The sequence below is a fragment of the Bradyrhizobium manausense genome, assembly GCF_018131105.1.
GTDB classification, from domain to species: Bacteria; Pseudomonadota; Alphaproteobacteria; order Rhizobiales; family Xanthobacteraceae; genus Bradyrhizobium; species Bradyrhizobium manausense_B.
The window spans coordinates 94,215-113,614 of sequence record NZ_JAFCJI010000003.1 but is presented as its reverse complement, the minus strand read 5'-3'; the positions used below and the strand labels follow the sequence as shown (position 1 = coordinate 113,614).

At 64.6% G+C, this 19,400-nt stretch carries 20 protein-coding genes, 1 tRNA gene and 1 pseudogene; 11 read left to right on the top strand and 11 right to left on the bottom strand.

Features of this window, described 5'->3' with window-relative positions:
• The first annotated feature begins 120 nt into the window (after positions 1-120).
• Positions 121-1,731, top strand: a complete 1,611-nt coding sequence (locus JQ631_RS27235) for an ABC transporter substrate-binding protein (RefSeq protein ID WP_212331939.1) — start codon at positions 121-123, stop codon at positions 1,729-1,731.
• 319 nt (positions 1,732-2,050) lie between these two features.
• On the opposite strand, the gene JQ631_RS27230 is transcribed toward JQ631_RS27235, so the two are convergent.
• The 3 genes from JQ631_RS27230 to JQ631_RS27220 all read right to left on the bottom strand — a co-directional run bounded on the left by JQ631_RS27230 (position 2,051) and on the right by JQ631_RS27220 (position 4,962).
• Positions 2,051-3,301, bottom strand: a complete 1,251-nt coding sequence (locus JQ631_RS27230) for a multidrug effflux MFS transporter (protein ID WP_212331936.1) — start codon at positions 3,299-3,301, stop codon at positions 2,051-2,053.
• 281 nt (positions 3,302-3,582) lie between these two features.
• Positions 3,583-4,590 (bottom strand): hypothetical protein, encoded by a 1,008-nt coding sequence (locus tag JQ631_RS27225; protein ID WP_212331933.1) that lies wholly within the window; start codon positions 4,588-4,590, stop codon positions 3,583-3,585.
• A 283-nt stretch (positions 4,591-4,873) separates the two neighbouring features.
• Positions 4,874-4,962 (bottom strand) — tRNA-Leu (locus JQ631_RS27220).
• Between the two features lie 171 nt (positions 4,963-5,133).
• Between JQ631_RS27220 and JQ631_RS27215 the strand changes: the two genes are divergently transcribed.
• A complete protein-coding gene (locus JQ631_RS27215; protein ID WP_212331930.1) occupies positions 5,134-5,544 on the top strand; it encodes a twin-arginine translocation pathway signal in 411 nt (136 codons plus the stop codon).
• A gap of 18 nt (positions 5,545-5,562) precedes the next feature.
• Here JQ631_RS27215 and JQ631_RS27210 read toward each other — a convergent pair whose 3' ends face one another.
• Positions 5,563-6,765 carry an FAD-dependent monooxygenase gene (locus tag JQ631_RS27210; RefSeq protein WP_212331926.1) on the bottom strand — a complete coding sequence of 401 codons (1,203 nt, stop codon included), beginning with the start codon at positions 6,763-6,765 and terminating at the stop codon, positions 5,563-5,565.
• A gap of 19 nt (positions 6,766-6,784) precedes the next feature.
• Entirely contained in the window at positions 6,785-7,030 is a 246-nt protein-coding gene (locus JQ631_RS27205) for a zinc-finger domain-containing protein (RefSeq protein ID WP_194403017.1), read from the bottom strand.
• 317 nt (positions 7,031-7,347) lie between these two features.
• Between JQ631_RS27205 and JQ631_RS27200 the strand changes: the two genes are divergently transcribed.
• Both JQ631_RS27200 and JQ631_RS27195 read left to right on the top strand, forming a co-directional pair.
• Positions 7,348-8,484 carry a hypothetical protein gene (locus tag JQ631_RS27200; RefSeq protein WP_212331924.1) on the top strand — a complete coding sequence of 379 codons (1,137 nt, stop codon included), beginning with the start codon at positions 7,348-7,350 and terminating at the stop codon, positions 8,482-8,484.
• Positions 8,485-8,519: 35 nt separating this feature from the next.
• The gene (locus JQ631_RS27195) at positions 8,520-9,275 is read left to right on the top strand and encodes an alpha/beta fold hydrolase (protein ID WP_212331912.1); all 756 of its coding nucleotides are present in this window, start codon (positions 8,520-8,522) and stop codon (positions 9,273-9,275) included.
• Here the strand turns inward: JQ631_RS27195 and JQ631_RS27190 are convergent.
• Complete coding sequence (locus tag JQ631_RS27190) at positions 9,261-10,637, bottom strand: hypothetical protein (protein ID WP_212331889.1); 1,377 nt, start codon at positions 10,635-10,637, stop codon at positions 9,261-9,263. The two genes, JQ631_RS27195 and JQ631_RS27190, sit on opposite strands and share 15 nt — an antisense overlap.
• Positions 10,638-10,912: 275 nt before the next feature.
• Here JQ631_RS27190 and cysE point away from each other — a divergent pair, with 275 nt between their 5' ends.
• From cysE to JQ631_RS27175, 3 genes are all read left to right on the top strand, one after another.
• Positions 10,913-11,737 (top strand): serine O-acetyltransferase, encoded by an 825-nt coding sequence (gene cysE, locus JQ631_RS27185; protein ID WP_212331887.1) that lies wholly within the window; start codon positions 10,913-10,915, stop codon positions 11,735-11,737.
• 122 nt (positions 11,738-11,859) lie between these two features.
• Positions 11,860-12,078, top strand: coding sequence for a DUF3126 family protein (locus tag JQ631_RS27180; protein ID WP_007602550.1), 219 nt, complete (start codon positions 11,860-11,862; stop codon positions 12,076-12,078).
• A gap of 93 nt (positions 12,079-12,171) precedes the next feature.
• On the top strand, positions 12,172-13,377 hold the full coding sequence (locus tag JQ631_RS27175) for an FAD-binding domain (protein WP_212331885.1): 1,206 nt from the start codon (positions 12,172-12,174) through the stop codon (positions 13,375-13,377).
• Between the two features lie 129 nt (positions 13,378-13,506).
• Here the strand turns inward: JQ631_RS27175 and JQ631_RS27170 are convergent.
• A pseudogene (locus tag JQ631_RS27170) lies at positions 13,507-15,283 on the bottom strand (caspase family protein).
• Between the two features lie 239 nt (positions 15,284-15,522).
• On the bottom strand, positions 15,523-16,248 hold the full coding sequence (locus tag JQ631_RS27165; RefSeq protein WP_212331883.1) for a hypothetical protein: 726 nt from the start codon (positions 16,246-16,248) through the stop codon (positions 15,523-15,525).
• 222 nt (positions 16,249-16,470) lie between these two features.
• On the opposite strand from JQ631_RS27165, the gene JQ631_RS27160 reads away from it, so the two are divergent.
• Together JQ631_RS27160 and JQ631_RS27155 are read left to right on the top strand one after the other, a co-directional pair.
• A complete protein-coding gene (locus JQ631_RS27160; protein ID WP_212331882.1) occupies positions 16,471-16,800 on the top strand; it encodes a DUF6949 family protein in 330 nt (109 codons plus the stop codon).
• An 82-nt stretch (positions 16,801-16,882) separates the two neighbouring features.
• The gene (locus JQ631_RS27155) at positions 16,883-17,413 is read left to right on the top strand and encodes a gamma carbonic anhydrase family protein (RefSeq protein WP_027536203.1); all 531 of its coding nucleotides are present in this window, start codon (positions 16,883-16,885) and stop codon (positions 17,411-17,413) included.
• On the opposite strand, the gene JQ631_RS27150 is transcribed toward JQ631_RS27155, so the two are convergent.
• Both JQ631_RS27150 and JQ631_RS27145 read right to left on the bottom strand, forming a co-directional pair.
• The gene (locus JQ631_RS27150; protein ID WP_212331880.1) at positions 17,410-17,574 is read right to left on the bottom strand and encodes a hypothetical protein; all 165 of its coding nucleotides are present in this window, start codon (positions 17,572-17,574) and stop codon (positions 17,410-17,412) included. The two genes, JQ631_RS27155 and JQ631_RS27150, sit on opposite strands and share 4 nt — an antisense overlap.
• The gene (locus JQ631_RS27145; protein ID WP_212331878.1) at positions 17,571-17,801 is read right to left on the bottom strand and encodes a hypothetical protein; all 231 of its coding nucleotides are present in this window, start codon (positions 17,799-17,801) and stop codon (positions 17,571-17,573) included. Before JQ631_RS27145 ends, JQ631_RS27150 begins: the two co-directional genes overlap by 4 nt.
• Between JQ631_RS27145 and JQ631_RS27140 the strand changes: the two genes are divergently transcribed.
• Entirely contained in the window at positions 17,800-18,204 is a 405-nt protein-coding gene (locus JQ631_RS27140; RefSeq protein ID WP_433995530.1) for a hypothetical protein, read from the top strand. The two genes, JQ631_RS27145 and JQ631_RS27140, sit on opposite strands and share 2 nt — an antisense overlap.
• 104 nt (positions 18,205-18,308) lie before the next feature.
• Complete coding sequence (locus tag JQ631_RS27135) at positions 18,309-18,665, top strand: hypothetical protein (RefSeq protein ID WP_212331875.1); 357 nt, start codon at positions 18,309-18,311, stop codon at positions 18,663-18,665.
• Positions 18,666-18,883: 218 nt separating this feature from the next.
• Here the strand turns inward: JQ631_RS27135 and JQ631_RS27130 are convergent, their stop codons facing one another.
• Positions 18,884-19,375 carry a hypothetical protein gene (locus tag JQ631_RS27130; protein WP_212331872.1) on the bottom strand — a complete coding sequence of 164 codons (492 nt, stop codon included), beginning with the start codon at positions 19,373-19,375 and terminating at the stop codon, positions 18,884-18,886.
• Positions 19,376-19,400 lie beyond the last annotated feature (25 nt).

The window sequence follows — 19,400 nt, the reverse complement described above, 5'->3', positions numbered from 1 at the left end:
AGACTGTCTGCAAGTCTCGAAAGATAAAGGCATTGCATGAGGTTAGTTCGCCCAAGGAACGAGCCTGATGCTCAACCAATCGTCTGCCTTTGAACAGTTTCACGTCAGGAGAAACTTTCTATGTTGAGCTTGATGCGCCGGGGGCGTCGCGCGTTCGCCTCCATCCTCGCGCTGTCGGTCGTCGCGCTTGCGACGGCGATGGCCTCGCCGGTGTTCGCAGCCGGAAAGACCATCACAGCGGTGATGCATTCGGATCTGCGCATCATCGATCCGATCTTCACCACCGCCTACATCACGCGTGACCATGGCTACATGGTCTACGACACGCTGATCGCGACGGATTCGAACTTCAAGATCCAGCCGCAGATGGCGGACTGGAAGATCTCCGACGACAAGCTCACCTACACCTTCACGCTGCGCGACGGTCTGAAGTGGCATGACGGCGCGCCCGTCACCGCCGAGGACTGCGTCGCCTCGCTGAAGCGCTGGGCCGCCGTCGACGGCATGGGCCAGCAGATGATGCGGTTCGTGTCGAGCATCGAGCCGACCGATGCCAAGACGATCACGCTGAAGCTGAAGGAGCCCTACGGCCTCGTGCTGGACTCGATCGGCAAGCCGTCCTCGCGCGTGGCCTTCATGATGCCGAAGCGTCTCGCCGAGACGCCGCCGGACAAGCAGATTCCCGAGCAGATCGGATCCGGTCCGTTCAAGTTCGTGCAGGCCGAATTCCAGCCCGGCGTGAAGGCGGTGTACGTCAAGAACACCGACTACGTGCCGCGCAAGGAGCCGGCGAGCTGGACTGCCGGCGGCAAGGTTGTGAAGGTCGACCGCGTCGAGTGGATCACCATGCCGGACTCGCAGACGGCGGTGAACGCGCTGCAATCGGGCGACATCGACTTCATGGAAGTGCCGCCGTGGGATCTGCTGCCGATCCTCGAGGGTAACTCCGACCTCAAGGTCGATACGCTGAACAAGTTCGGCTTCCAGACGCTCGGCCGCATGAACTTCCTCTTCCCGCCCTTCGACAATCCGAAGATCCGCCGCGCCGCGCTCCTGGCGATGAACCAGAAGGACGTGCTCGACGCGCTGGTCGGCAATCCCAAATACTACAAGATCTGCGGCGCCTTTTTCATCTGCGACACGCCGTTCGCGACCGACGTCGGTTCCGAATCGCTGGTCAAGGGCAACGGCATGGCGGAAGCCAAGAAGCTGCTCGCCGAGTCAGGTTATGACGGCACGCCGGTCGTCGTCATGGTGCCCGGTGACGTCGTGACGCTGAAGGCGCAGCCGACCGTTGCGGTGCAGCTGCTTCGTGAGGCCGGCTTCAAGGTCGATGCGCAGGCGACCGACTGGCAGACGGTGGTGAGCCGCAGAGCCAGCCAGAAGCCCCCGAAAGAGGGCGGCTGGAACATGTTCTTCACCAACTGGGTCAGCGCCGACGTGTCCAATCCGATCTCGAATCTCTCGATCGGCGGCCAGGGCAAGAAGGGTGGCTGGTTCGGCTGGGCGGAAGACGCCAAGATCGAGAAGCTCAAGGACGACTTCGTCCATGCCGCCTCGCTCGACGATCAGAAGAAGATCGCGACCGAGATCCAGAAGGAAGCCTATGACCAGGTGATCTACATTCCGCTCGGTCAGTACCTGTCGCCGAGCGCGTGGCGGAAGTCGCTCACCGGCGTGCTCGACGGTCCGGCGACCCCGATCTTCTGGAACATCGACAAGTCGGAGTAAGACATGTCGGAACAGGCGAAGGGTCCATGCGGCACCTTTCGCCCCTGAAATGACAACGGCGCCGCTGTCATCAGCGGCGCCGTTGCCTTTTGTCATTCCTGTTTCGGCGAAGGCCGGGGGCGGCGCGTCAGCAGTGGCTGTCGCGGACCTGCTCGAGTCCTTCGCTCGCAAAAGGCGGATTAACGACGGCGTGCTCGGCGGTCGATGCCGACCGTTCGCTCTGCTGACGGTCGGACTTGTGAGCTTCGTCGCGGTGCTGTGGTTCCATTGAGGCCTCTCGAATTGCTGCAGGACAACATCGAGACGACCTCGAAGTTCCTCACACGATCGGGCGATGATGCGGCTTGAACAGCCGACCCTTCTCGACCACGAGCACGATCGCGAGCGCCGCAAGCGTCGACAGGAAGAAGCCGACCGAGAACGGCAGCAGCGTGCCGTCGAAGCTCTGCCCGATCGCGGTGCCGACCACGATGCCGATCAGCGTCGTGATCGAGCCGTAGAGCGAGGAGGCGGTGCCGGCGATGTGCCCCTGCGGCTCCATCGCGAGCGCGGTGAAGTTCGCGACCATCATGCCGAACGAGAACATCATCAGCGCCGACAGCACCATGAACAGGGGCAGCGGCAGCACACCGAGGATCTCGGCCAGCAGCATCACGCCTGCGACCACCGCGTACAGCGTCAATGCGCCATGCGAGATCACGCGCATGCCGAGGCGTCCGACCAGCTTCGCGTTGAGGAAGCCTGCGACGGCGGTGCCGGCCGCGATCGCGGCGAAGGCGAGCGGGAAATAGCGGCCGAGATGATAGATGCCGGTGAACACCTGCTGCGCGCAGAAGACGAAGGCGAACAGCGCGCCCATGACGGCGCCGGCGGCCGTTGCATAGCCGATGGTCTGGCGGTTGGTGACGGTCTGGCGGAAGGCCGAGAGCACGTCGGCGGGCGCGAGCGACCTGCGCTCCGTCTCCGGCAGTGTTTCCGGAAGGCGCCACACGCTCCATGCCAGCGCGATGATGCCGTAGAGCATCAGCACGACGAAGATGCCGCGCCATTGCGTGACCAGCAGCACGGCCTGTCCGAACGAGGGCGCGATCACCGGCACTGCGATGAAGATCATCATGGCAAGCGACATCACGCTCGCCATGCGGCGGCCGGCATAACAGTCGCGCACGATCGAGGTCGCGATCACGCGCGTCGCCGACGTGCCGAGGCCCTGCAGCGCGCGGGCGAGCAGCAGCGTCTCGAAGGTGGGCGCGGCGACCGCGAGCACGCTCGCCACCGCATAAACAGCCATGCCGCCGAGCAGCACCGGCCGGCGTCCGAACCGGTCCGACAACGGGCCCATGATGAACTGGCCGGCGCCGAAGCCGATCAGGAAGGTCGACAGCACGAGCTGGAGATGGTTGGCGTTGGGAATGCCGAAGGCCGCCCCGATATTGGGCAGCGCGGGCAGCATCATGTCCATCGCAAGCGGATTCAGCGCCATGATGGACGCGATCACGATAACGAATTCGGGAAAACCCATGGGGCGGTGTCCCGAGGACACCCAGTCGTCAGCATTGACGTCGGACAAGCAGCTCACCTCTGATTTCAGGCGCGATATTTAAGGTCTATGTTGCATCGCACAACCCATGTTTTGGGATGGCTGTCCGGCGGGGCTGGGGACGGACAAGACCTTGTGAGGTTGCCGCAGCTCCGCGACCACGGGCTGAAGCAACCAGGGATTCACCATATGGCCGTTGCGCGCGCTCCCCGAGACGAAACGGAAACGCATCGTGAGCATTGTGCGGCGGTCGCGCCGCGTTGGCGGCTCCAGGTCCGCGCCAAACAAGGTATCCGCTCGTGTCTGACGTCTCAGCTCCAGCACGATGGTCGGGACCGTCGGGCGGTTTCGGCACGACGAGAAAGATCTGGCTCGATTGCCTGGTCGCGCTGGTGGCGCTGCTGGTGCTCGGCAATCTCCTCAGCGACCTCACGCTCGATGTGAAATACGGCTGGGACGTGCGCGTCAATTGCGCGGCGGTCGATGCGCATGTCGACGGGCTCGATCCTTATTTTGTGAAAAACCTGAAGGGCACAAAACTCTCTTATCCCTATCTGCCGGTGACGCTCGACGCGTTCCGTCCGCTCTGCGCGGGCGGCTTTCTCGTCGGTCATTACCGCGGCGTGTTTCTGCTGCTCGCCATGCTGTGCGGCCTGTTGCTGCCCGGGCTCGGCCGCGACCGCGGCGGCTCGCGCGAGATTGTGCTCAGGGTGCTCTGGGCGCTCGGCGCCTTCGTCGGCTTCGAATGGGTCTCGGCCTCCGGCAATTTCACCATCATGAGCGGCACGCTCAGCGCCGCTGCGCTGGCACTGCTGCTTCGTTTCCCTGCGCCTGATATCGACGACGATCGAAGCTTCCGGCTGCGCATCGTCGGCGCTGCGCTGCTCGGCCTCGTCGCCTCGTTTAAGCTGGTGTACAGCCCGGTGCTGGCCGCGCTGTATTTCCTGCCGCTGCCGCGGGGGCAAAAGATCGGCCTGATCGCGGCCGCGGCCGCAGGCCTGGTGCTGCCTGTCCTGCTCTCGATGGTGCTCTATCCCGATCTGTTTTCGAGCTGGCTGCTCGCGATGAGGGGGCAGATTCCCGATCAGCATTCGATCTATGTGGTGGACACCACCCCGTCGCTGCTGTTGCTGGCGCAAGGCACACTCGACCATGTCGGGCTCGGCGGCAGCAAGCCGGTCGTGTTCGCGACTTACGCGCTCGCGGCAGTGGTGCTGGTGCTTGCGCCGCTCGCTCTTGTCGTGCTGCGCATGGTCGGCGGACCAGCGCGCACCGATGTCGGTTTCCCCGCACGGCTGGATCGCTGGCTGATCGACCATCGGCGCGAAGCTCTGCGCATCACCGCCCTGGCGATGGTCGCGCTCTATCTCTGCGCGCCGCGTCTGAAGGAATATGCCTTCTTCGAGCCGGCACTCTACGGCGCCATCCTCATCGTCGATCTCCCGGCCGCAGCCCTCGCGGCCGTCCTGGCCATCGGCGTCGCCGTCCCGGCTGTAATCTCGCTCGCGGGACTACCGGTCGGAGACAGCTTCGTTCAGCTCGCGGTGGCGCTGATGTGCTTCTGGATCATGCTGTGGGCGCAGTCGGTCGCGCCGAGGCAGGTGGTGCGGGCAGCCGGGGTCGAACCGGCACAGCGCTTGCGCACCGAGGGATTTTAAGTCCCTTGCGTCTACCAATTCCGCCATGCCCGCTTGATCCAACGAGATCAAACACTTAAGTCACGTCCGGCCGTCTCGAATTGGCGCGTGTGGGCCGGACAGGGGTTCTTCCTTAAGCGAGCCGGCGACACAAGGCAAAGCCTCAATCCGGACATCTGGTCCTGCTTTAGGCAATCTCAATTCACGGGGACTATTTTTCTGCGCATGCCTGCTTCGCCTTCCTCTTCCGTCCGCGCCTGTTGCGTGGTTGCCGCGCTGGTCGCGGCCGGCTCTGCGCTGTCCGGCTGCGCCGGCGTGAGCGAGACGATCGCCCCGGCCTTTGCCGATCCTGCCAAATACGAATTGTACGACTGCAAGCAGCTCGAGGCGGAGCGCAAGGCGCTCGCGGCGCGCACCGCGGGGTTGCAGGCGCTGATGGACAAGGCGCAGACCGGGACCGGCGGTGCCGTCGTGTCCGAGCTCGCCTATCGTAACGATTACGTCGCGGTGCGCGGCTCGGCGCAACTCGCCGAAGATGCCTGGCGTCGCAACAGGTGCCGGGAAACGCCGCCTGATGCGGCGCCGGCGTCCGCTACGCCGCAGCGGCCGGATATCAAGCCAGCCCCGAAGCGCTAGGCGGCTGCGGCCAGCGCGTCACGGACGCCAGCCGTAGATCCAGTCCTGCCGCGCCAGCATGCGCTCGGGCCCGAGCGCGCGGATCGCAAGATCGCGCGCGATCGCGAGGGGGCCGCCGAGATGATAGATGCGGCCCTGCTGTCGCGCAGTGCGCTGGACCTTCCTGACACGGGCCTGACGTATCAGGCCATACTGCTTCAATGCCGCCGCAACGCTGCTTGCGTCCTCGGCGGCCTCGAGGCTCAGTTGCCGGGCCAGCACGGCGGCGTCCTCGATCGCCATGCCCGCGCCTTGCGCCGCGAACGGCAGCATCGCGTGCACGGCATCGCCGAGCAGCGCGACCGGACCCTTGCTCCAGGGGCAGCCGTCGGGCACGCCGAACAGCGCCCATTTGCGCCAGCTGTCGACGGAGGCCAGCATCATCCGCGCGGTCGGCGGCCAGCGTGGCGCGGCGAAGGCTTCCATCACCTCGAGGGGATCGCCCGGCGTGCTCCAGCCCGGCCTGTTCCAGGTGCCCGGCAACACCGCCACCACGTTGAGCTGGCGGCCGCCCGCGATGGGATAGGCGACCAGATGCGCGTTCGGACCCATCCAGAGCTGCACCCGCCGCGCCGTAAAATCCTTCGGCAGTTGCGTGGCATCCAGCGTGCCGCGCCAGGCGATCAACCCGGAGAAGCGCGGCTGCACCTCGGGGAACAGATGCTGGCGGACCGTCGACCAGATCCCGTCGGCGCCGATCAGGGCGCTGGCGAGATCGCTGCGGCGGATCGTCCCGCTGCGGTGGACCACCGTCAGTCCCTTGGCATGGGGCGCGACATCCTCGAACGTTGCGCCCAGTTTCAGATCGATGTCGGGATGGTCCGCAACCGCGCCTGACAGCGCCGATTGCAGGTCGGCCCGGTGCACCACCCAATAGGGCGCACCGGCACGGTTGGCGGCGGCCTCGCCGAGCGGCATCCGCAGCAGTTCGCCGCCGGCGCGGGCGCTCATGATCGAGAGTGCGTCCGGCACGACAGCGCGCAGCTTCAGCCGTTCCGTCAGGCCGAGCTCGACCAGCACGCGGCTGGCATTCGGGGAAAGTTGCAGGCCGGCGCCGATATCCTCGAGCCGCTCGGCCTTTTCCAGCAAGACGATGCGGAAACCGCGCCCGGCCAGCGCAAGCGCAGCCGTCAGTCCTCCGATTCCGGCACCAGCAATGACGATCGTTCGTGGGAGCGCCACCCCTGACCGGAGGGAACGGTCAGGCCACCTTGTCCTTCAAGACGCATTCCGGCGGACGGGCTTCGCCCGCCTTCAGGTCGGCGGCGAAGCGGTACAGCGTCGAGCAGTAAGGGCAGATGATCTCGTTGTCGTTGCCGAGGTCCAGGAACACGTGCGGATGGTCGAACGGAGGATTGGCGCCGACGCACATGAACTCTTTCGAGCCGATCTCGATGACGGGGACACCGGCATCGTTATGGAAGTGCGGGACGACATGGTCGGACATCGTAGTTCATCCTGGAGTGGCAATGGCGGCAGACACAATCAGCGGTGACGCAGCATATTTTCAACGCCGCGGACCATACTGATGGGTGCAGTTGATTGCTAGCCCGGCGGAACTGAAAGGTTCGCAATTGCCCCATGCTCATTTGCTCATGTAAATTCGACACAATCTTGTCGCCTCAGAGAAGCCCTTCTTTCGTCGGGGACGTTGTGTCGCAAATTTGGCATACTATGTCTGTGGACACGCAAATTGCGACGAAAGACGAACCATCGGGCGCGAATGACGCGCGCAAGTGATCTGCGAATGTCCAGGCTTTCAGCATGAAGTGGCTGCGAATCAGCTCAGCATTGGCGGGGATTGCTGCATGCAGCCTCGTGCTCGCGCAGGTAGCACCGCATGCCCGCGAGGCCGGCGCGGTTCTCGCCGCCCAGGATGATCCGGCGGCGCTCTCCGAACTCAAGCTCGATGCGGCCCTCGCGCAGAACGACCGCCTGGTTCAAGACAATATCGAGGCCGCGCTCGCGGCGGGCGATGCCGATCTCGCCGACAGCTTTGTCGCGCTCGCGCGTGACCGCAACATCGCGCTGCCCGACGATCTCCTGAGCCGTGTCGGCGATGCCGTCAAAACCGAAAACTCCTCCTCGCATTTCGCCAGGCGTTTCGCCGCCGGGCTCGTCACCGGCAATGCCGACGATGTCGCGAGCCTGTCGGGGACGGTCGCCGGCGATCTCTTCGTGATCGGCGACATCAGGGACGTCGTGCGCGAAGGCAAGCATCTCGCCATGGGCGAGGACACCGATCGCCTCGTGCTCGGCCTTGCCACCGCGGGCCTCGCGGTGACGGCGGTGACCTACGTGTCCGCCGGCGGCGCCGCGCCTGTTCGCGCCGGGCTGACGCTGGTGAAGGATGCCCGCAAGGTCGGACGGCTCGGCGAAGGTCTCGCCGCATGGGCCGGGCGGTCGGCGCGTGAACTGGTCGACGCGCCGATGCTTCAGAATGCCGTCGCCAAGGGTTCGGTGTTCCGCCCCGGTGAGACCATGAGCGCAATCAAGGCCGCGTTCCGCGTCGAGAAGGCCGGCGCGCTGGTGCGGCTCGGCAAGGACGTCACGCGCGTGGCCGAGAAGACCGGCACGCGCGGCGCGATGGATACGCTGCGCATCGCCGAAGGACCGAAGGACGTCGCGCGCGCAGCGCGGCTTGCTGAAGCGCAAGGCGGCAAGACGCGCGCCATCATGAAGCTGCTCGGCCGCGGCGCGCTGCTGCTGGTCGGCGGCGCGTTCGATCTCACGCTCTGGCTGTTGGGTGCGGCCCTGACGCTGTTCGGCCTGTTGTCCTCGATCAAGGCGACCACCGAGCGCCTGACGCAGGCCTGGTGCGATCGCAGACGGGCCAAACGGCTCCGCCGGGCGCAGGCCGCCGCCGAGGCCGCTCTGGCCAGTCGGGCCGCGACGGCCTAAGATCAATCCTTCCCCACAACAGTCCGGAACTGCTGATGCCGAGCTTTCACAACGGCGCCGTTGAAATTGCCTATCTCGACGAAGGCGAGGGCGATCCGATCATCCTGGTGCACGGCTTTGCCTCGAGCAAGAACGTGAACTGGGTCTATCCGACCTGGGTCTCCGAGCTGCGCAAGAACGGCCGCCGCGTCATCGCGCTGGATAATCGCGGCCATGGCGAAAGCGCAAAGCTCTACGAGCCCGCGCAGTACTCGATCCCCACCATGGCGGGCGACGTGCTCGCGCTGATGGATCATCTCGCCATCCCGCAGGCCGACCTCATGGGCTATTCGATGGGCGGGCGGATGACGGCCTGGCTCGGGCTGAACGAGCCGCAGCGCCTGCGCTCGGCAATTCTCGGCGGCATCGGCATCGGTGGCCTGATCGAGGGCACCGGTCCGGGCGAAACCGTCGCCAAGGCGCTGGAAGCGCCTTCGCTTGATGACGTCACTGATCCCGTCGGCCGCACATTTCGTGCGTTTGCCGATCAGACCCGTTCCGATCGCCGTGCGCTCGCGGCCTGCCTCCGCGGCACGCGCGATCTCATGACGAGGGACGAGGCCGCGCGGATCGACGTGCCCGTGCTGATCGCGGTCGGTTCGACCGATGACGTCGCGGGCTCGGCCAGCGCGCTGGGCGCCATCATTCCCGGCTCGGAAGTGCTGGATATCCCGGGCCGCGATCACATGCGCGCGGTCGGCGACAAGGTCTACAAATCAGGCGTGCTCGACTTCCTGTCACGCCGCGGCTGAAGTTTCGTCCGCCGGCTCGTCGTCACCGATCGATCGAAACAGCGCCATCAGCACCACGAAGGTCGCAACCCACACCATGCGCGCGCCGTAACGGTCGTGCGGGCCCGAGATCACGCCGCAGATGAAGGCGTTGCCGAGCAAGGCCAGCGTCACGGTCGCCGCCAGCAACGTCAGATCGTCGAGCCTCCTGTTGGCCAGCGCATGTCCGAGCAGCGCCAGTAGTCCCAGCATCGAGACCAGCGCGACCGGGACGTGCAGCCAGTTGACGTAGTCGAAATTGAGGCCCCAATTCTGCTGGCGGGCCGCGCGCATCGGCGCGACCTGCGCCGGGATGTAGCGCTCGATGATGCCGTAGGTGTGAGGGATCCAGACACTGGCGCCTTCGCCGGTCGCCACATGCAGCAATTGCTGGCCCATCGCCCGCAGCGCCGCTCCGGCCTGCCAGGCCGGATAGTCGCCGAGCGATCGCACGACGATGGTGCCCATCTCGTCGTTCAGGCCTTCGAAGCGGCCGAGCGTGTTGAACATGCTGTTGCCCCACAGGAATTCGTCGGCGGTCGCCGGCAATTCGTTGCGGTAGGGACAGAGCTTGAAGTTTTCGCGCGGGCAATGATCGTTGAGAAAGCGCGCGACGATGCCGTCCTGCATCATGCGGCCGAAGGCGACGCCGTAGCCGCCGGGCGTCCAGGCCCATTTGCCCGACAGCGCATGGTTGGCCGACACCAGCATCAAGGCGCCCACGACGATCGTAAGGCTCGCCTGGGTCAGTCCGGCAATCGAAAGACGACGCCCGAGCAACGGTCGCGCCATCCAGCCGACGGCGCAGAGTCCAAGCAGCACGCCGAGCGTGGCGCTGTGCGTCGCGGCGGCGAAGGCGGTGAAGACGAACAGCGAGGCTTTCTCCAGCCCCGAGATGCGGCTGCCCCCGATGATGAGGAGAAACAGCGACAGGATCGACAGCCCTGCAAAGATGTCGGTCAGCAGCATGCTGGCGAGCCAGGGCAGCGCCGTCGACAGGATCAGCAGCAGGCTGATCGAGACGAAGCGGAATGTCTGCATCAATCCAAGGACGCGCAGTGTGAGCTGGATCAGCCACAGCGTCGCCAGCGACTGGACCGCGAGGTTGATCCAGAAGCCGAAACCTTCGCCATAATGCAGGTAGAGGCCGAAGACGGTGGAGCGGCTGGGGACGAGGTAGCCCTCATACCAGCGCGCCAGATAGCCGCCGGTGTCCCATTGCAACAGCGGATAGCCGTTCCAGAATGCGGGCGCGATCATGAGGAGGGGCAGAGCCACCGCCGCCAGCCGCAGCCAAAACGTACCCGCGGCGCGTGCGCGCAAACTATCGGTGGTAATGCTCAAAGCTGTTCCCGTCCTCTGCCGGACCATGCCCGCAATAACGGTCGAGGCGAAATTCACCAATAGTTTGACGTCGCCCGGCTTGAATTTGGCGGGACTCTGACCATTTCAAGCCGACCTTGCCGCCTGGGGGCGCCATAAGAACCTGTTGTGTTTCAACGCGTTGGCATGCTTTCGCGGGACAACGCACTGTTCACTCTCAGGCAAGCCCGTCAGGACTTTGTCGCCTACACTGTGCTATAGAGCCAACAAAACCAGCCCATTCGAAAGCAGATCCCATGGCAGTGCATCAGGTCAATCCGGGCGGAAAGCTCGCAACGCTCGATCCGATCTGGGACCGGATCCGCGGCGAGGCGGAGGACATTGTCCATCGCGAGCCCGAGCTTGCGACCTTCATCTATTCGACGGTGCTGCATCACAGCCGCCTCGAAGATGCGGTGATCCACCGCGTCGCCGACCGGCTCGATCACTCCGCGCTGTCGGGCGATCTGGTGCGCCAGACCTATGACGAAGCGCTGCGCGACGATCCCGATCTGGGCAATGCCTTCCGCGCCGATCTCGTCGCCGTCTACGACCGTGATCCCGCGACGTCGCGCTTCATCGATCCGTTGCTCTACTTCAAGGGCTTTCACGCGATCCAGACCCATCGCCTCTCGCACTGGCTCTATCTGAAGGGTCGCAAGGATTTTGCGTATTACCTCCAGAGCCGTGCGTCTGCAGTGTTCCAGACCGACATCAATCCCGCCGCGCGCATCGGCCGCGGCATCTTCCTCGACCACGCCACCGGCTTCGTCTGCGGAGAGACGGCTGTGATCGAGGACGACGTTTCGATCCTGCACGGCGTCACGCTCGGCGGTACCGGCAAGGAGAACGAGGACCGTCATCCGAAGATTCGTCACGGTGTGCTGATCGGCGCCGGCGCCAAGATTCTCGGCAATATCGAGATCGGCCATTGCGCCCGCATCGCGGCCGGCTCGGTCGTGGTCAAGCCCGTACCGCACAATGTCACGGTCGCCGGCGTGCCGGCCAAGATCGTCGGCGAGGCCGGCTGCGCGGAGCCGTCGCGCACCATGGACCAGATGATCAACGCAATGGGTCTTTGAGTTCTGCAAGAAGGGCCTGTTCTTCCGGCCCTTTTCGTCCCCAAATTCTTTGGCAATTCATGCTGGCGGTTCGTCGCATCTCGTCCTAAAACCCGCCGACCAATTTTGATCGGAGACTTGCCGTGGACGTCAAAGAAGTCAGAAAGCTCGACGCGTATTTGAAGCGCGTGTTCGGCAATCCCAAGATCCGCGTCGTGCCGCGGCCGAAGAAGGATGATTCCGCCGAGGTCTATATCGGCGAAGAATTCATCGGCGTGCTGTTCGTCGACGACGAGGATGATGATCGCTCATTCCAGTTCCAGATGGCGATCCTTGAGGACGATCTCGTCGACCAGGAATAATGCCGGCCGGTGACCTGGCGCGGAACTTACCTCGTCATCATCTGGAGTTGAGGCGGCGGTGCAATCGATCGCCGCTCTCCCTATATCCTCGTCATGAAAACAGTGCTGATCTCCGGGGCGGGGATCGCAGGGCCGACCCTGGCTTATTGGCTGAAGCGTGCCGGCTACGTGCCGACGCTGGTCGAGCGCGCGCCCGCGCTTCGTCGCGGCGGCTATGTCATCGACTTCTGGGGACTGGGTTACGACATTGCCGAGCGCATGGGGCTGCTGCCGGCGATCGATCGCGCCGGTTATCATGTGCGCGAGGTGCGGATCGTCGATGATGACGGTCGGCGGGCTGCCGGTTTCGGCACACAGGTGTTCGACGAGCTCACGGGCGGACGTTTCATCACGCTGGCGCGGAGCGATCTGTCACACCTGCTGTACGAGAAGATCAGCGCCTCCACCGAGGTCATTTTCGATGATGAGATCGTTGCGCTGGAGGAGCGGGCCGACGAGGTCGGGGTTCGTTTTCTCCGCGGTGGCGAGCGCCGCTTCGATCTCGTGATCGGGGCCGATGGCCTGCATTCGCAGGTGCGGCGTCTTGCTTTCGGGCCGCAACAGGCTGTCGAACGGCATCTCGGCTACGGCGTCGCTGCGTTCGAGGTGCACGGTTACGACAAGCGCGACGAGAATACATATCTCATGTACACCCGCCCGGGCCGCATGATCGGGCGCTTTGCCCTGCATGGTGATCGAACGCTGCTCGTTTTCATCTTCGCCGACGACGCCAATCGGTCGCCCGCGACGCTTGCTGATCAGAAGGCAACGCTGCGCGACATCTATCGCGACGCGCGATGGGAGTGGCCGCAGATCGGTCACGCGCTCGAGCACTGCGACGATCTCTATTTCGACCGCGTCAGCCAGATCAAAATGGACTGCTGGTCGCGAGGCCGTATCGCCCTGATTGGCGATGCGGCGTTTTGTGTGTCGCTGGTGGCCGGGCAGGGCTCGGCCCTGGCCATGATCTCTGCCTATGTGCTTGCGGGGGAGCTCGCCCGTGCTGACGGGCGCTACCGGGACGCATTCGGCGCCTACGAAGCGCGCCTTCGCAGCTATATCGACGCCAAGCAACGCGGAGCGGAACGCTTCGCCGCCGCGTTCGCGCCGAGGACCTCGTATGGTCTGTGGTTTCGAAACCAGGTTGTCAGGGCCTTCTCATGGCCGGGCGCGGCAAGACTTGCCGTCGGCCGGGACCTCGCCGACAAGCTTGATGTGCCGGACTATCGATGGGGCGCACCGGGTGAGGCGGACATCTGAGCGGCCCGCGGCCTCAATCTCTGTTTCTCTGCGAAAATTCGCAGCCGCGGTGGTGTCGGCGACTGTGATGCACTTCGCATCGACCCATTCGGCTTGCACGCAAGGCGGCGATTGCACCTCGGTCGCCGCTCAATCGCACACTTCCATTTGTCCGCCTCCTACCATGGAGACTGCGGAGCCATACTTCTGGGTTGTAATTCGACAGCCGGGCCTCACCGGCCGACAGCCCGCGTTGTTGCAAATCATTTGACCCGATGCAGACGGCTTCGCGGGGGCAGCTTCGGTTTGCTTGCGCTCCGCGTCTCGCTTCTTGGCATCCTCGCGGGTCGCAACCGGCTTCTTGTCCTGGACCTTTTCGCATTCATTGTCGTCATTGACGCGATAGCCCGCGCGGCACGCGATCTTGACGCAAGCGTCGCCATCGGCCTTGAAGCCACGGTCGCACACCAGCGGGCAGACCCGGCCCGGCTTGGCCTTGATGGCGTCGAGCGCGTCGAAGCTCGCGAGCCTGGCGTCGAGCTTCGTCCCCGCATACTTGTTGAACAGGGTCAGTGAGCGCTGTGATGACGCAGTCCAGTCGCCATCGGCAGCGTCCGCCAGACAGCCGACGCGGCGCAGTTCGGACTGAACCAGCTTCGCTGTTTCCTGCGGAGACAGGCTCGGTTGCACGGGCGCGGGACTTAGGGTCGCCACCTTCTGCTCGTTCTCGGAAGACTGTTTCTCGGCCGACGCCTTCGCCGCGGCGGCCTCGGCATCCTTCCTGCGCTGCTCCGCGGCGGCCGTTTTGGCGTCCTCGATTTGCTTGGCCCTCTCCGCCGCGATTCGGGCGTCCTCAGCGGCCTTGGCGGCGGCCGCCGCTTTCTCCTGTTCGACCTTCTTGGCGCGATCGGATGCCAGGCGGGCCTTCTCATCCTCGGCTTGCCTGGCCTTTTCCGCAGCAGCAGCGCGGGTTTCTTCTGCAGCGATCTTCTTCAGCTGGCCCTTGGCAAGATCGGCATAGAAACCGCTGGGAAAGCTGTTGAGGAAGGCAGTCCAGCCGTCACGCGTACCGAGCTGAAGCGCCAGTTCGTAGTCACGGCGTACGGCGTCCTGTGGATTGGCTTGCGGGCCCGGCGCTGCCGCCGGCTTGGCAGGTACCAGCGAGACGTCGTCGCCGCCCAGCGAGCCGTACACATACGGCTCCTGCTTGTAGCCGGTGGTCTTGAGAACGTCGTCGCGCACGAATCGAAACGCCTTGCCCAGGTCGAGCCCCGGGGTGGGCAGGCGCTCGACAAGGGCGGTGGCGAATGGGCTATTCTTGGAGTCGCCATCCGATGCTGTCGATCCCGCCTTGGCGGCGAAGGCGATCATCGTATTCGGGCTGGTCGGCTCGACCTTGGCGAGGCCGCGGCCGATGGCGCGGGCGGCGATCGTGCGCTTCATCGTCTTGGCGAACGGGTTGTCGCGGCAGGCATCCAGGATGACGAGGCGCAATTGCCTGGCCGGCTCGACCGCGAACAGGGCCCGATCCAGCGGCAGCGTTTCGTCGAGGACGTCGCTGTCGGTCTCGAGCGTCGCGTCAGTGGGGATTAGATAGTTGGTCCCGTCGAGCTCAATGCCGTGACCGGCATAAGACCACCGCGACGTCGGCCTCGCGCGCCTTGCCGCCAAAATCGCGCAGGGCCTTGCGCATCTCGGCGACGCTCAGGTTGAGCTTGATGTCGACCGAGTCAAAGCCTGCCTTCCTGAACATCTCGCCGACCAGCGCGGCATCGTTCGCGGGGTTCGCCAGCCGCCCCACGTTCTTGTAGGCCGAGTTGCCCATGACGAGCGCGACGCGCTTCTCCGCGGCGAGTGCAGAGCCGGTCTCCAGCCAGGTCGAAAGCCAGGTCGCAAGAACCAGTAAAACAAACAGCCGAAGCCGCATTCCAGCCCCCGAATGCAAAACGTCAGATTATTCGCAGAATGGCCAAATGCAATTCGACGTCTGTGACATCAATCACGTTCCCTGCCGGCGCATCATTCAAGTCGATCGCCCGCATGATGACATCATGCCGCTGTTTTGCCCGACGGGGCAAGCCGAAATTCGGTAAATGCGAACTCGTGGCCGACGCCGGCTACGGTGCATGGGGTTGTTTTCGACTTTTTATCGCGGAGGCCTCGTGCTCAGCCCTTCGGCCCGCGCAGCTGCGCCGTCAGCCTGTCCATCGCGTTCGCGACGTCGCGCCATTGCGACAGCCAGCTGCGCGGAAAGCGGAAGGTGAGGTCTGCGGCGCCGACGCGGCGTTCGGACAGGCACATGCCGGGCGTGGCGGCATCGCGCGTGCAGCGCGCGGCGAGGGCGGGGAAACTCGCGGAATACAGATCCTCGCTGCCATAGGGCGTGTCGCTGCGGAACGGGCGCATCGTCAATCCGTCGTCCGGTGCCGTCGCAGCCTGGTCGAGATAGCGCGGATAGATCGTCGTCGTTCGCTGCTCCGGTGAGAGTGCGTCGTGATGCGCCGCGATCGACAGGAAGATGCGGTCGATCGGCTGCATCGCCGTGTCCACGGTGTCGGCGGTCACGTGCCGCGGCCCGTTCGGCGCTTGCAGCGAGGGATAGAGGAAATCGAGATCGATGCGCTCCTGCGGACCGGAGTGCCGCTGGATCTTCATCCGGATCGCCTGTACCGGCAGGTTGAACAGCGTGCCGCCGACGCTGACCGGCAGCTTGTCCGGCGTATCGACGCCGCTCGTGCTCCAGGTCGGCCACAGCAGATAGGCAACCAGCGCGATCGCGCCCGCCGCGACGACGCCGGTGAGCGCAAACGGGACGAGATGCGAGCGCGCCCTTGCGCTCGTCCTTGCACCTGTCTTGGAAGACCGAGGAGAAGTTGCCGAAAACACCGTCATGACGTCGCGCGAATGAGCCCGGGGGTCGGCCGGTGGCCGACGAATCACCGGCGAATATGCCACGGGGCGGCGAATTCGCGGAGGGTTCCCGGCCACCGGGAACGGCAGGGAGCCCTGCGCGCGCCGGGCGGCGTCGTTAACCTTCGCTTAAGGATAATGTAGCGTTAACCGGCGCTATTTGTCACAGGAAGTACCTCGCGTTGCGTATGGGCGGACCTTCCGATGACACCTGAAGCTCTCAATACTTTCTTCTCGATCTGCATCGGTTTTGCGCTCGCGGGCGCGCTTTCGAACGGCTACCAGGCGCTGTCGCAGCGGCAAGCAGGTTTCGGGCTGTTGCAGGAAGGCGTCGCCCCTCGCACCTTCGCTGCGATCCCGTTCCTGGTGTTCGCCGCGCCCTTCATCATCATGCGCAACACACTGCGCGGCATGCGGCTGGAAAGCCGCCGCGTCGAGTTCGTGATGATGGCGACCGTGATCGCCGGCTTCTGGAGCATGATGAGCGGCACCTTCTTCCTGATGACGCTGCGCGCGGCGGGCGTGCTCGCCTGAACCTTTGCAGGGCTGCTTGACAGCCCTTTGCTTCCACGCCGCCGTTTCGCTATGCCTGAGGTCAACGCGACAGGAGACCTCCATGGCGATCTACGAGCTCGACGGGCAGGCGCCCGATCTTCCCTCTGACGGCAATTACTTCATCGCGGAGACCGCGACCGTGATCGGCCGCGTACGCCTGAAGCCGGGCGCGAGTGTCTGGTTCGGTGCCGTGCTGCGCGGCGACAACGAGTGGATCGAGATCGGCGAGGGCGCCAATGTGCAGGACGGCTCGACCTGTCACACCGACCTCGGCTTTCCCATGGTCATCGGCAAGAACTGCACCGTCGGCCACAACGTCATCCTGCACGGCTGCACCATCGAAGAGGGCGCGCTGATCGGCATGGGCTCGATCGTGATGAACGGCGCGAAGATCGGCCGCAACAGCATCGTCGGCGCCGGCTCCGTCATCACCGAGGGCAAGGAGTTTCCGGAACGCTCGCTGATCATCGGTTCGCCCGCGCGCGTCATCCGTACGCTCGACGATGCCCAGGTGCAGAAGATGGGAAGCGCGGCGAGGTTCTATGTCGCCAACGGCCCGCGCTTCAAGAAGGGCCTGAAGCGGATCGGCTAGCTTCCCTCGGATTCGCGCGCTTCGATTGAGCTCGCGACTTTCTCGTGGCCGGCGGCCCACAGCGCGTGCTCGTCACTGCCGACTGTGTAAGGATTGGCTTCGGCCGGGATGTTCTCGCGCGCTGCGCGTTCGCCGTCTGCAAAGGGATCGCGATCCGTCATCGTGCTTTTGCCTTTCTGGTTTTCGAGCGCGGCGTCGTCTTGCCCGTCACGCCGTCGAGTCGCGCGCTCCTGCGCAGGGCGTCCCTGAGGTCGATGGGGATGCCGTGCTTTTTCAGGAGGTCGGCAAAGGCTTCATCCGCGAGCTCCTGAAACGTCGCCATCCGGTCGCGCCCCAATTGCTTCAGCTTGTCGAACGTATCCTCGTCGAACGCGATCAGTTTGCGCATGATCGTGGCTGCCTCCCAGTTTCAAGCTGATGTGAGGGAATTTGTTCCGGAACCTGTCTTTGCTGCGACGGTTGTTGGGCAAGGAGAATTTCCGATGATCAGATGGACCGCAAGCAGTTCAATGAAAACGTTGATCGTGATCTTCGCTCTCGCCGCGACGCCGGCGATCTCGTTTGCGCAAACGACTGGCGGGGCGACCGGATCAACCGGCGGCGTCGCTCATGCGCCGGCGCCCGCACGCGGCACTAACAGCGCAGGCACGGCGCAGTCTTCCGGGGCGAATACGGCGGCTGGCACCACCACCGGTGCCGCCTTGGGGACGAACCCTGATGCTGATGCCGCGGTGAGCGCCGAGAACCGGCTGCTCGACAAGAAGATGAAGGGCATCTGCCGCGGCTGCTGATGCTCGCGCGGAAGTGAGCCGCTGCGCCTATCATCGATGATCGCATGACATTAGCGTGGCACCTGTTTTGAAGCGTGGAGCGTTTCCACGCGGAGGGTGAGTTGATGTTGCGCAAGATGATCATGGCCGCACTGGCAATCGCGACGCTGAGCCTGGCGGCTCCGCAGGGCGCGGAGGCGAGGGGCGGTTTCGGTGGCGGCGGCTGGGGCCATGGCGGTGGTGGCTGGGGCCACGGCGGCTGGGGCCACGGTTGGCATGGCGGCGGCTTCTGGCCGGGTGTCGCCATCGGCGCCGGCATCGCAGGCGCCGGCTATTACGGCGCGTACGGCTACGGCTACCCGTATTATGGCGATTACTACGGCGTCGGCTACGAGGACTACGGCGCGCAGTGCTACCTCAGGCGGCAGCGGGTGATGACGCAGTGGGGCTGGCGCGTCCGCCGCGTCCAGGTCTGTGAATAGGGGCAGCGACGCGCGCAGGCGCCTGGATCGAGGCACCTAAATACCGCGGCACTAAAAACAAGGCCGTTGACGCAGTATACCGTCAACGACCTTGCCAGCCCCGGATATTGAAATCGGCTCACGCCATCCGGTATGCGCAAGCATGGCGCGGAATCATACGGGCAAATGTGATCCATTTCACAAGTGGTGAAAATAAAAGGCGGCGGCCCGGGATCCAATCAGCTGCGAGAGCGTTTGCGGGCGCTGGCGTGCCGGTGACGCGCAGGTTTCTTCGGGGTAACCGAGGGCGTATCGGCCTCGGTGGACCGGACGCTGGCAAAGGATTGCCGCAACCCGTCGATGGATTCGTTCAGATTGGCGACCTGCTCCGACAGGCGCTTGGTGTCGGCCTGCTGCGAGGCGAGCAGCCGCTTCATCGTCAAAAGCTGGTCCTGGACGACCTGGAGCTGATCGATCGATTCCTGCTGGGTCGCCTCCAGCCCCTTGGTCTTCTCGACGAGTTGCTCGGAGGCCTGTGCCGCACGGACCTGAAGCTGCCGCGATGCGACCGCGCGGTCGGTCTCGGGCGCCGCGCCGGTATAGGCGCGCCAGATCGCGATCGAGGTGACGCCGGCAATCAGCAGCAGCAGCGCCACAGCTGTCAGCGCGATCGGTTGCGCACCGAGACGGAGGAGAGGATTGGACCGTGTGTCCTCTGCGAGATCGATCATCGCTGACAAAACCCAAATTTAATCT